The organism is Thioalkalivibrio thiocyanodenitrificans ARhD 1, from assembly GCF_000378965.1.
Classification (GTDB): domain Bacteria; phylum Pseudomonadota; class Gammaproteobacteria; order Ectothiorhodospirales; family Ectothiorhodospiraceae; genus Thioalkalivibrio_A; species Thioalkalivibrio_A thiocyanodenitrificans.
The window spans coordinates 2,761,563-2,773,290 of record NZ_KB900536.1 but is presented as its reverse complement, the minus strand read 5'-3'; the positions used below and the strand labels follow the sequence as shown (position 1 = coordinate 2,773,290).

At 64.3% G+C, this 11,728-nt stretch carries 8 protein-coding genes; 5 read left to right on the top strand and 3 right to left on the bottom strand.

Annotation, left to right across the window (positions count from 1 at the left end):
* Window positions 1-90 precede the first annotated feature (90 nt).
* The 3 genes from purH to THITHI_RS0113095 all read left to right on the top strand — a co-directional run bounded on the left by purH (window position 91) and on the right by THITHI_RS0113095 (window position 5,752).
* Window positions 91-1,671, top strand: coding sequence for a bifunctional phosphoribosylaminoimidazolecarboxamide formyltransferase/IMP cyclohydrolase (purH, locus tag THITHI_RS0113105; protein WP_018233564.1), 1,581 nt, complete (start codon window positions 91-93; stop codon window positions 1,669-1,671).
* Between the two features lie 220 nt (window positions 1,672-1,891).
* On the top strand, window positions 1,892-3,184 hold the full coding sequence (gene purD, locus THITHI_RS0113100) for a phosphoribosylamine--glycine ligase (RefSeq protein ID WP_026186335.1): 1,293 nt from the start codon (window positions 1,892-1,894) through the stop codon (window positions 3,182-3,184).
* Between the two features lie 93 nt (window positions 3,185-3,277).
* Window positions 3,278-5,752: a glycogen/starch/alpha-glucan phosphorylase gene (locus THITHI_RS0113095; protein WP_018233562.1), complete on the top strand. Its 2,475-nt coding sequence runs from the start codon at window positions 3,278-3,280 to the stop codon at window positions 5,750-5,752.
* Window positions 5,753-5,866: 114 nt separating this feature from the next.
* Here THITHI_RS0113095 and rho read toward each other — a convergent pair whose 3' ends face one another.
* Window positions 5,867-7,126, bottom strand: coding sequence for a transcription termination factor Rho (rho, locus tag THITHI_RS0113090; RefSeq protein WP_018233561.1), 1,260 nt, complete (start codon window positions 7,124-7,126; stop codon window positions 5,867-5,869).
* A 214-nt stretch (window positions 7,127-7,340) separates the two neighbouring features.
* Window positions 7,341-7,667, bottom strand: a complete 327-nt coding sequence (trxA, locus tag THITHI_RS0113085; protein ID WP_018233560.1) for a thioredoxin TrxA — start codon at window positions 7,665-7,667, stop codon at window positions 7,341-7,343.
* 152 nt (window positions 7,668-7,819) lie between these two features.
* Here trxA and THITHI_RS0113080 point away from each other — a divergent pair, with 152 nt between their 5' ends.
* Window positions 7,820-9,094: a DEAD/DEAH box helicase gene (locus THITHI_RS0113080; RefSeq protein WP_018233559.1), complete on the top strand. Its 1,275-nt coding sequence runs from the start codon at window positions 7,820-7,822 to the stop codon at window positions 9,092-9,094.
* 297 nt (window positions 9,095-9,391) lie between these two features.
* The gene (locus THITHI_RS0113075; RefSeq protein ID WP_018233558.1) at window positions 9,392-10,603 is read left to right on the top strand and encodes a 6-phosphofructokinase; all 1,212 of its coding nucleotides are present in this window, start codon (window positions 9,392-9,394) and stop codon (window positions 10,601-10,603) included.
* Between the two features lie 305 nt (window positions 10,604-10,908).
* On the opposite strand, the gene adk is transcribed toward THITHI_RS0113075, so the two are convergent.
* Window positions 10,909-11,568 carry an adenylate kinase gene (gene adk / locus THITHI_RS0113070; protein WP_018233557.1) on the bottom strand — a complete coding sequence of 220 codons (660 nt, stop codon included), beginning with the start codon at window positions 11,566-11,568 and terminating at the stop codon, window positions 10,909-10,911.
* Between the last annotated feature and the right edge of the window lie 160 nt (window positions 11,569-11,728).

Below are 11,728 nucleotides of genomic sequence, written 5' to 3'. Positions count from 1 at the left end.
CGAACCGGCCTTCCTTCCCACTTCCCAATTCACACTTCTGACTTCCTCTATAATCCGCGCCACGCCCAACCAATACTACAGAAATCAACCATGTCCCAGACTTCCAGCCTTTCCCCCGTCCGCCGCGCGCTGATCAGCGTTTCCGACAAGGACGGCGTTGTCGAACTCGCCCAGGGGCTGCAGGCCCTGGGGGTGGAGGTCCTCTCCACCGGGGGCACCGCCCGGCTGCTGGCGGACAACGGGGTCACGGTCAAGGAAGTCTCCGAGTACACGGACTTCCCGGAAATGATGGACGGACGGGTCAAGACCCTGCATCCGCGCATCCACGGGGGCATCCTGGGGCGCCGCGGCATCGATGACGAGGCCATGGCCGGCCAGGGCATCGAGCCCATCGATCTGGTGGTGGTCAACCTCTACCCCTTCGAGGCCACGGTGGCGCGTCCCGGCTGCACCCTCGAGGACGCCATCGAGAACATCGATATCGGGGGCCCGGCCATGGTGCGCGCGGCCGCCAAGAACCACGCCCATGTGGGGGTGGTGGTGGATCCCGCCGACTACGAGCGCGTACTCCAGGCCCTGAACGGCCACGACAGCCACCTGCCGGGCCGCCTGCGCTTTGAACTGGCGGCACGGGCCTATGCCCACACCGCCCGCTACGACGGCGCCGTCGCCGACTACCTCACCCGTTTCAACGAAGACGGCAGCCAGGCAGCATTCCCGGAGACCCTGAGCCGGCAGTTCCGCAGGGTCCTGGACCTTCGCTATGGTGAGAATCCTCACCAGGCCGCCGCCTTCTACCGTGACACCCGGCCCACCGAGGCGGGCGTGGCCACTGCGCAGCAGATCCAGGGCAAGGCACTATCCTTCAACAACATCGCCGACACGGATGCCGCGCTGGAATGCGTCAAACAGTTCGAAGCCCCCGCCTGCGTGATCGTCAAGCACGCCAACCCCTGCGGCGTGGCCGTGGCGCAGGATATCCTCACGGCCTACGAGCACGCCTTCCGGACCGATCCCACCTCCGCCTTCGGCGGCATCATCGCCTTCAATCGCCCACTGGACGGGGATACCGCCCAGGCCATCGTCAGCCGCCAGTTCGTGGAGGTGATCATCGCTCCGGAGGTCACCGCCGAGGCGGCCCGCGCCGTGGCCGGCAAGCCCAACGTGCGCCTGCTGGCCTGCGGCCAGTGGGGTGCCCCCCAGCCGGGCTGGGACTTCAAGCGGGTCAACGGCGGGCTTCTGGTGCAGGACCGGGACCAGGGCCAGGTGGGCGAAGCCGACCTCAAGGTGGTCAGCAGGGTGACGCCCGACGCCCACCAGATCCGGGATCTGCTGTTCGCATGGCGGGTGGCCAAGTTCGTGAAATCCAACGCCATTGTCTATGCCCGGGACGAACAGACCATCGGCGTGGGCGCCGGCCAGATGAGCCGCGTCTACTCCGCGAAGATCGCCGGCATCAAGGCCGCCGACGAGGGCCTGCGCGTAGAGGGCTCGGTGATGGCCTCCGATGCCTTCTTCCCCTTCCGCGACGGCATCGACGCCGCCGCCGAGGCCGGCATCGCCGCGGTGATCCAGCCCGGCGGCTCCATGCGGGACGAGGAGGTCATCGCGGCGGCCGACGAACACGGCATCGCCATGGTGTTCACGGGGATGCGTCATTTCCGGCACTGAGCACGGAACCGCGACGCAAAGGCGCAAAGACGCAGAGAAACGCAAAGAATTCCCGATCGAAGAACCCACGCCGGGATTGATCGGTTTTCAATTCAATACGCTTTGCGCCCCTTCGCGTCTTCGCGTCTTTGCGTCTTTGCGCCTTTGCGCCTTTGCGCCTTTGCGCCTTTGCGTCAAAGCTTCTGACTTTGACTGACCAGATAACCAACGAGGCATCACAGTGAAGGTATTGGTGATCGGCGGCGGTGGCCGCGAGCATGCGCTGGCGTGGAAACTGGCGCAGTCGCCCCGCGTGGAGACGGTGTACGTGGCCCCGGGCAACGCAGGGACGGCGCTGGAGCCCCGCTGCGCGAACGTGGACGTGGACATCGCCGACCTGCCGGCGCTGGTGCATTTTGCACAGACACAGGGTATTGATCTGACCGTGGTGGGCCCCGAGGCGCCGCTGGTGGCGGGCGTGGTGGACGCCTTCCGGGAGGCGGGGCTGGCCATCTTCGGACCCACGGCGGCGGCCGCTCAGCTCGAAGGATCCAAGGCCTTCAGCAAGGATTTCCTGGCCCGCCACCACATCCCCACCGCCGCCTATGCCAATTTCACTGAGCTGAACGCCGCGCTCGCCTACGTGCGCGAACAGGGTGCGCCCATCGTGGTCAAGGCCGACGGGCTCGCAGCCGGCAAGGGCGTGATCCTGGCGCAGACCGTGGAGGAGGCCGAAGCCGCCGTACACGACATGCTCGCCGGCAACGCCTTCGGCGAGGCGGGCCACCGGGTGGTGATCGAAGAATTCCTCACCGGCGAGGAAGCCAGCTTCATCTGCATGGTGGATGGCGAGCACATCCTGCCCATGGCCAGTTCACAGGACCACAAGGCCCGGGACGAGGGAGACCGCGGCCCCAACACGGGCGGCATGGGGGCCTATTCCCCCGCGCCGGTGGTCACCCAAGAGATCCATGAACGTATCATGCGTGAGGTGATGGAACCCACGGTGCGGGGCATGGCCGCCGAGGGCCATCCCTACACCGGATTCCTGTATGCCGGCGTGATGATCGGCCCGGACGGCTCTCCGAAGGTGCTGGAGTTCAACTGCCGCTTCGGCGACCCGGAAACACAGCCGATCCTGATGCGCCTGCGCTCGGATCTGGTGGAACTGCTGGAAGCGGCACTGGCCGGACGGCTCGATCAGGTCCGTGCCGACTGGGATCCCCGCCCCGCCCTGGGCGTGGTGCTGGCCGCGGGCGGGTATCCCGGCGACTACCGCCGGGGTGACGTGATCGAGGGACTGCCCGGGAACGACGCGCCGGACACCAAGGTGTTTCATGCCGGTACCGTGCAGTACGGCGATGCGGTGCGCACCAATGGCGGACGGGTGCTGTGCGTGGTGGGCCTGGGCGAGACCGTGGCTACCGCAAGGGACAGGGCCTACGGTGTTTCGGACCGGATTCACTGGGACGGCGTATACTGTCGGCGGGACATCGGTCACCGGGCCGTGGCCCGGGAACAGGACCGGGGCTGAGCAGCGGTCACGCACCGGGATCCTGGCACCCCCCCTTGCATTCTTCATCGGGCGGCCGTTCGTCCGATTCATCGCGAGTACGTTGAAATCACTATGGCAATTGCGGATATCCTGCACGAACTCGAACACCATCCCCGCCCCTGCGACAAGGAGGGGCTCAAGAAGTCCATCCGTGACGCCCTGATCCACCAGGCGGGCAAGGACCCCCTGGAGGCCACGCCCAGGGACTGGCTGGAGGCCGTGTCCTATGCCGTGCGCGAGCGTATGATCGAGCGCCGCATGTTCACCCAGCGACTGTTCAATCGGGAACACGCCAAACGCGTCTACTACCTGTCCATGGAGTACCTGATCGGACGCATGCTCATCAACAGCCTCCTGAACCTGGGATTCTACGATCCCACCCGGGAGGCGCTTTCGGAGATGGGGGTCGACCTGCTGACCATCGCCGAACTGGAACCCGACGCCGCGCTGGGCAACGGCGGCCTGGGGCGCCTGGCGGCCTGCATCCTCGATTCCATGGCCAGTCAGTGCATGCCCGGATACGGCTACGGCATCCGCTACGAGTACGGCATGTTCCAGCAGCAGATCGAGCACGGTCAGCAGGTGGAACACCCCGACAACTGGCTGCGCTACGGCAACAACTGGGAATTTGCCCGCCCGGAAAAACTTTTCCGGGTGCGCTTCTACGGCCGGGTGATCACCCACAGGGACAACGGCAACATCCGGCATCACTGGCAGGATTGTGAAGAGGTCATCGCCATGGCCTACGACTACCCCATGCCGGGTTATGGCAACAAGAACGTGAACAACCTGCGGCTGTGGGCGGCCAAGGCCACGCGGGACTTCGATCTCAACTACTTCAACGAGGGCGATTACATCGGGGCCATCCAGAAGAAGGCGGAGACCGAGACCATCTCCATGGTGCTGTATCCCAACGATGCCACGGCCATCGGCCGGGAGCTGCGCCTGAAGCAGGAGTATTTTTTCGTTTCCGCCTCCATCCAGGACATCCTCCAGCATCACGAGGAGATGGGCTACCGGATCTCTGAACTGGCCGACAAAGTGGCCCTGCAGCTCAATGACACCCACCCGGCCATCGCCGTGGCGGAACTCATGCACCTGCTGCTGGACAAGCATGAACTCCCGTGGATGACCGCCTGGGAGATCACCAAATCGGTGTTCGGCTACACCAACCACACACTCCTGCCGGAGGCCCTGGAGACCTGGCCGGTGGCGGTGATGGAGCGCGTTCTGCCGCGCCACATGCAGATCATCTACGACATCAATTTCCACTTCATGAACGAGGTGCGCCACACCTTCCCGGGCGATACGGAGATCGTCAGACGGCTGTCCATCATCGACGAAGACCACGGGCGCCAGGTCCGCATGGCGCATCTGGCGGTGGTGGGCAGCCACAAGATCAACGGGGTGGCCGCCCTGCATACGGCGCTCCTCAAGGACACCCTGTTCAATGATTTCTACCGCCTGTGGCCCGAGCGCTTCGTCAGCATCACCAACGGCATCACCCCGCGCCTATGGCTCAACCAGGCCAACCCGGCCCTGTCCGATCTCATCAGCGAGCACATCGGCCGGGACTGGGTCATGGATCTCTCCCAACTCAAGGCTCTGGAATCCTTCGCGGATGTCGCCAGGTGCCGGGCGGAGTTCCGGTCGGTGAAGGAGGCCAACAAGCGTCATCTGGCGAGTCTGGTGCTCGAGCGCACCGGCATACACATCGACCCCACGGCCATGTTTGACGTGCAGGTCAAGCGCATTCACGAGTACAAGCGCCAATTGCTCAACCTCCTGCACGTGGTCGCCTTCTACAACCGCATCCGCCGGGGCGAGGCCGCGCAACAGGCCCCGCGGGTGGTGCTGTTCGCCGGCAAGGCGGCGCCCTCCTACATGCGGGCCAAGCAGATCATCCGCCTGATCAACGACGTGGCCGATGTGATCAATCACGACCCGGTGGTGGACGGCTGGCTGAAGGTGGTGTTCTACCCCAACTACGATGTCAGCTCCGCGGCCGTGATCATCCCGGCGGCGGACCTGTCCGAGCAGATCTCCACCGCAGGCATGGAGGCCTCCGGCACGGGCAACATGAAACTGGCCCTCAATGGCGCGCTTACCATCGGCACCCTGGACGGAGCCAACGTGGAGATCCGCGAGGCGGTGGGCGAGGAGAACATCTTCATCTTCGGGCTGACCGCCGAACAGGTGGCCGAAACCAGGCAACGGGGCTACCGGCCGCGCACGCATTACGAGGAGAACGCGGAGCTGCGCGAGGTCCTGGACATGATCCGTTCGGGCTTTTTCTCGCCCGACGAGCGGGGGCGCTACCGGGCCCTGGTGGACGACCTGCTCGGCAACGATGCTTTTCTGGTGCTGGCCGACTTCGCCGCCTACGTGGAGGCTCAGGAACGGGCGGACGCCCTGTACCGGAATCCCGAGGAATGGACCCGGCGCGCCATGCTCAACACCGCCCGCATGGGTTACTTCTCCATCGACCGGACCGTGCAGCAGTATGCGGAGGAAGTGTGGGGCGTGAACCCGGAGTGCTGGATCTGAAGCGCCAGAGAATTGGAGCGTCCGAGGCAAGAGACCAGTAAACCCCAGAACACGAAAGGCCGGTTTCCACCGGCCTTTCGTCTTTACAACTTGTCTCTTGCCTCGGACGCCTTCCTAGCTTCGTTTCATCATATCGAAGAACTCGCTGTTCACCTTGGTGGACTGCAGGCGGCTGAGCAGGAACTCGATGGCCTCCAGTTCATCCATCGAGTGCAGGAACTTGCGCAGGATCCAGAGCTTCTGCAGTTCATCCGGCTCGGTGAGCAGTTCCTCGCGGCGGGTGCCGGAACGGTTGATGTTGATGGCGGGGTAGGTGCGCTTCTCGGCGATGCGGCGGTCAAGATGGATCTCCATGTTGCCGGTGCCCTTGAATTCCTCGTAGATCACTTCGTCCATCTTGGAGCCCGTGTCCACCAGTGCCGTGGCCAGGATGGTGAGACTGCCGCCCTCCTCGATGTTGCGCGCCGCGCCGAAGAACCGTTTCGGCCGGTGCAGGGCATTGGCGTCCACGCCGCCCGTCAGCACCTTGCCCGACGAGGGCACCACGGTGTTGTAGGCCCGGGCGAGGCGGGTGATGGAATCCAGCAGGATCACCACATCGCGCTTGTGTTCCACCAGGCGCTTGGCCTTCTCGATGACCATCTCGGCCACCTGCACGTGGCGGCTGGCCGGCTCGTCGAAGGTGGATGAGACCACCTCGCCCTGGACCATGCGGTCCATCTCGGTCACTTCCTCCGGCCGCTCGTCGATGAGCAGCACGATGAGGTAGCAATCCGGGTAGTTGGTAGTGATGCTCTGGGCGATGTTCTGCAGCATCAGGGTCTTGCCCGCCTTGGGCGGCGAGACGATCAGGCCGCGCTGGCCCTTGCCGAAAGGCGCCACGATGTCGATGATCCGGGCAGTGATGTCCTCGGTGCTGCCGTTGCCCCGCTCCATACGCATGCGCTCGCTGGCATGCAGGGGCGTGAGGTTTTCAAACAGGACCTTGTTCTTGGCGTTCTCGGGTGCCTCGAAGTTGATCTGGTCCACCTTCAGCAGGGCGAAGTAGCGTTCACCCTCCTTGGGCGGACGGATCTTTCCGGCGATGGTGTCGCCCGTGCGCAGACTGAAACGCCGGATCTGGGAGGGTGAGACGTAGATATCGTCCGGCCCGGCCAGGTAGGAGCTGTCCGCCGAGCGCAGGAAGCCGAAGCCGTCCTGCAGGATCTCCAGCACACCATCCCCGAAGATGTCCTCTCCGTTCTTCGCATGCGCCTTGAGCATGGCGAAGATGATGTCCTGCTTGCGGGATCTCGCCATGCCCTCGATCTTCATGGACTGGGCGATCTCGATGAGTTCGGATGCGTTCTTGCGCTTAAGTTCGGTCAGATTCATGCGTCATATGTGTCGGATGGCGGGCAGGGAGGGGGTTACAGGCGTACGGGACGGGCCCTGGGGGCTACCGGAAACGCTGGAAAATCGGTTTAGGAAAGCATCGGGCGCCAGAACGACGGCCGAGGTCTGATCATCGTTATTGTCCGTAATCTAGCACTTTGGATGGGGCACGTCCAGCCCGGAAGAGACATCCACCGGGCCGGCTGTCGGGCGTTCAGATATTCTGGTCCAGAAAGGCGGTGAGCTGCGATTTTGACAGGGCACCCACCTTGGTGGCCTCCACATTGCCCCCCTTGAACAGCATGAGGGTGGGGATGCCACGAATCCCGTACTTGGGAGGCGTACCGGGGTTCTCATCAATGTTAAGCTTGGCCACCTTGATGCGGTCACCGTATTCGGTGGCGATCTCGTCCAGGATCGGAGCGATCATCTTGCAGGGACCGCACCACTCGGCCCAGTAATCCACCAGTACGGGCTGCTCGGCCTTGAGCACCTCGTCGTCGAAGCTGGCATCGGTGACATGATGGATGTTCTCACTCACAACGGTGACCTCCGGTTAGAATAGGATTTTGGGGCATGCGATCCGAGCGGGCCCCGGGCCGGCGTAAATGTCCGGCTGGCGACGGCGGATGATAAGTCAATTGGAGCCCATTCCGCCCACCATTTCAAGCCCAATCCAGAGATCAGGATCCCATGACGGATACCCACCTATCGGAAACCACCTTCAGCCAGTTCGACCTGCCCGAGCCCGTTCGCCGGGGAATCGAGGATGCCGGATTCCAACGTTGCACGCATATTCAGGCGCTTGCCCTGCCCGACGCGCTCCAGGGCCGCGACGTGGCGGGCCAGGCCCAGACCGGGACCGGCAAGACCGCCGCCTTTCTGATCGCCATCTACAACCGGCTGCTCCGGGAACCGGCGGACGAACGGCGCCGGCCCAACCAGATCCGCGCCCTGATCCTGGCGCCCACCCGGGAGCTGGCCATCCAGATCCACAAGGATGCCGTCACCCTCGGCAAGTACACGGGCCTGAAGCTGGGCCTGGCCTACGGGGGCACCGACTATGACAAGCAGCGCCGGCAGATTGCCGACGGCGTGGACGTCCTGATTGGCACCCCGGGGCGCATCATCGACTACTTCAAGCAGAAGGTGTTCGACATGAAGCACGTCCAGGTCATGGTGCTGGACGAGGCGGACCGCATGTTCGATCTGGGCTTCATCAAGGACATCCGGTTCCTGCTGCGGCGCATGACTCCGCCCGCCGAACGCCAGTCCATGCTGTTCTCCGCCACCCTCTCCCATCGGGTGATGGAACTGGCCTACGAACATATGAACAACCCCGAGAAGGTACAGACCGAGGACGAGCAGGTCACCGCCGAGAAGGTGCGCCAGGTCATCTATTACCCGTCCAACCCGGAGAAGATCCCGCTGCTGCTGGGACTGCTGAAACGCCTCGGGCCCCACCGCTCCATGGTCTTCGTGAACACCAAGCACATGGCGGACAAGCTCCTGGCCTGGCTGAAGGGAAACGACATCAAGGCCGCGGTGCTCTCCGGCGACGTGCCACAGGACAAGCGCCAGCGTCTGCTGGGGCAGTTCGAGCGCGACGAGTTTCACGTGCTGGTGGCCACCGACGTGGCAGCACGCGGTCTGCATATCCCGGACGTGTCCCATGTGTTCAACTTTGACCTGCCCCAGTCGGGCGAGGACTACGTGCACCGCATCGGGCGCACGGGCCGGGCCGGCGCCGAGGGCGATGCCATCAGCTTCGCCTGCGAGGCGTCGGCCTTCAGCCTCCCGGAGATCGAGCAGTACATCGGCTTCAAGATCGAATCAGAGGCCATCGACCGCTCCCTGCTGGTGGAACCCTCCCCGCCGGCCAGACGCGAGGTCCGCCGCCCGCCGGGCGGGCGCGGCGACGCTCCCCGGGGCGGACCGCCCCGCCACCGGCGGCGCGAACGCACCTGATCCGCGCGCCCCTCCTGGCGGGGCGTGCACCTGCCGCGAATCCGTCCATCGCGCCATGAGCGCCGTCGTCCTCACCCGGCCAATGGCCATTGGCCACGGGCGCCTGAACAATACGGCCTCCTCGAAGAGCGCGCCGCAGATCCACGCGAAACCCAAATTCCGTGGATGGGCCCATAAGAATATCCCTGCCTACCCCGTCTGCCGCGTATGGCGTATAGTCCCGCAAAGTCCGAAACGGGCATCCGTTTTTCGAGGGTTTTTCAAGGCTCCAAATCCAACGAGTGAAAGGAGGATGGCATGGCGAACAAGGTGCTGGTCGCCCAGGGGGGCGGCCCTACGGCCGTAATCAACCAGTCCATGGTGGGCGCGGTGACGGAGTCCAGAAAGTTCCTGGACGTGGACCTGATCTACGGCGCTTTCCACGGCGTTCGCGGCATCGTGGACGAGGAGTTTCTGGACCTGACCCAGGAAACCACCCACAACCTGGAACTGGTGGCGCAAACACCGTCCTCGGCGCTGGGCTCCACCCGGGACAAGCCCGATCTCAAGTACTGCCAGGAGATCTTCAAGGTCCTCAAGGCCCACGAGATCGGCTACTTCTTCTACATCGGCGGCAACGACTCCTCCGATACCGTGCGCATCGTCAACGAAGAGGCCCGCAAGGCCAACTACGAACTGCGCTGCATCCATATCCCCAAGACCATCGACAACGACCTGGTGGAGAACGACCACACCCCCGGCTTTCCCTCGGCGGCGCGCTTCGTCGCCCAGGCGTTCATGGGGGCGAACCTGGACAACTGGTCGCTGCCCGGCGTGTATATCGGGGTGGTGATGGGACGGCACGCGGGCTTTCTCACCGCGGCCTCGGCGCTGGGCAAGAAGTTCCCCGACGACGGCCCCCACCTGATCTACCTGCCGGAACGGGTATTCGACATCGACCGGTTCCTTGTGGACGTCAAGGCCACCATGGAGCGCTACGGCCGCTGCGTGATCGCGGTGAGCGAGGGCATCCATGACGCCGAGGGAACGCCCATCGCCGTCAAGCTGGCCAAGGAAGTGGAGAAGGACGCCCACGGCAACGTGCAGCTCTCCGGCACCGGTCAGTTGGCCGACATGCTCTGCGACGAGATCAAGAACAAACTGGGATACAAACGGGTGCGCGGCGACACCTTCGGTTACCTGCAGCGCTCCTTCGTGGGCTGCGTCTCCGACGTGGACCAGCGCGAGGCCCGGGAAGTGGGCGAGAAGGCGGCGCAGTTCGCCCTTTGGGGCGGCATGGACGGCTCGGTGGTGATCGACCGTACGGGCTTCTACTCGGTGGATTACCGCCTCGTCCCGCTGGAGGTCGTGGCCGGCAAAACCAAGGTGATGGCCGACGAGTTCATTTCGGACTCGGGCACCGACGTGACCGACGCCTTCCGCATGTACCTTCGCCCGCTGCTGGGGTCCGGCATGCCCGACGCCTACCGCCTGCGGCAGAACCTGGTGCCCAAGGTGTTGAACAAGTAGGAAGTGGGAATCTGGAAGTGTGAATAGAAAGGAAGGGGCAGCCATGGCTGCCCCTTCCTTCTTTCGGGTTCGGAGCAAGGCCCGGTGAAGTCCCCTGGAGTCGTGTCCCGTGGGCCGGCGTTCAGCATCCCTGGTCATGGCGGACCACCCACGCCCCGTAGGAGCCCGGTCCCCCGGGCGATGTCCATGCATGGGATCGCCCGGGGGACCGGGCTCCTACGGGAGGGCTCGTAAACCGTTGATGCTGTAGCATACGGGCCAGGCGGGGCGTGACCCGGGACTTCTCACGCCTGCCCCCTCATACGTCACTTCCCTTCAAGCACCTTGAAGACGGCGTCGCGGATCTCCTCCACGGAGCCGATGCCGGACACCTTCGCATACTTCGGCGCGGCGGAATCACCGCTGGCGGCCCACTCGGAATAGAACTGCACCAGCGGCTTCGTCTGGCTGTGATAGACCTCCAGGCGCTTGCGCACGGTCTCCTCGTTGTCGTCCTCGCGCTGGATCAGGTCCTCACCGGTCACGTCGTCCTTTCCCTCGACCTTGGGCGGGTTGAACACCACGTGGTAGGTGCGCCCCGAGGCCGGGTGCACGCGCCGCCCGCTCATGCGCTTGATGATCTCCTCGTCGGCGACGTCCACCTCCACCACGAAGTCGAGCGGGACGCTCTGCCCCCTGAGCGCTTCGGCCTGGGGGATGGTGCGGGGGAACCCGTCAAACAGGTAGCCGTTCGCGCAATCAGGCTTCAGCAGCCGGTCGCGGATCAGCCCGAGGATGATCTCGTCGGACACCAGTCCGCCCGCATCCATGATCTTCTTGGCCTCCAGGCCGAGCGGCGTGCCGGCCTTGACCGCGGCGCGCAACATGTCACCGGTGGAGATCTGCGGAATGCCGTACTTCTCGGTGATGTACTGGGCCTGTGTGCCCTTACCTGCGCCGGGGGCGCCTAGCAGAATCAGTCGCATTGATCTCCTCCAATCGGATATGAGCGGAATCTGTTGAGTTTGGTCATCAGAACCGCACGAACCTTTGGCGGCCGGGGCTCTGATGGTCTATGTTATGGGGCTGGATCAGGCCGCGATCTTCGCGGCGCCACGATCGTGGCGCATTCGGGATCAAGGCACA

What these genes read in the sequence shown, in the direction of transcription:
- THITHI_RS0113080 (WP_018233559.1), top strand. Translation starts at nt 7,820, where the DNA reads ATGACGGATACCCACCTATCGGAAACCACCTTCAGCCAGTTCGACCTG.
- THITHI_RS0113075 (WP_018233558.1), top strand. Translation starts at nt 9,392, where the DNA reads ATGGCGAACAAGGTGCTGGTCGCCCAGGGGGGCGGCCCTACGGCCGTA.
- rho (WP_018233561.1), bottom strand. Translation starts at nt 7,126, where the DNA reads ATGAATCTGACCGAACTTAAGCGCAAGAACGCATCCGAACTCATCGAG.
- adk (WP_018233557.1), bottom strand. Translation starts at nt 11,568, where the DNA reads ATGCGACTGATTCTGCTAGGCGCCCCCGGCGCAGGTAAGGGCACACAG.
- THITHI_RS0113095 (WP_018233562.1), top strand. Translation starts at nt 3,278, where the DNA reads ATGGCAATTGCGGATATCCTGCACGAACTCGAACACCATCCCCGCCCC.
- purH (WP_018233564.1), top strand. Translation starts at nt 91, where the DNA reads ATGTCCCAGACTTCCAGCCTTTCCCCCGTCCGCCGCGCGCTGATCAGC.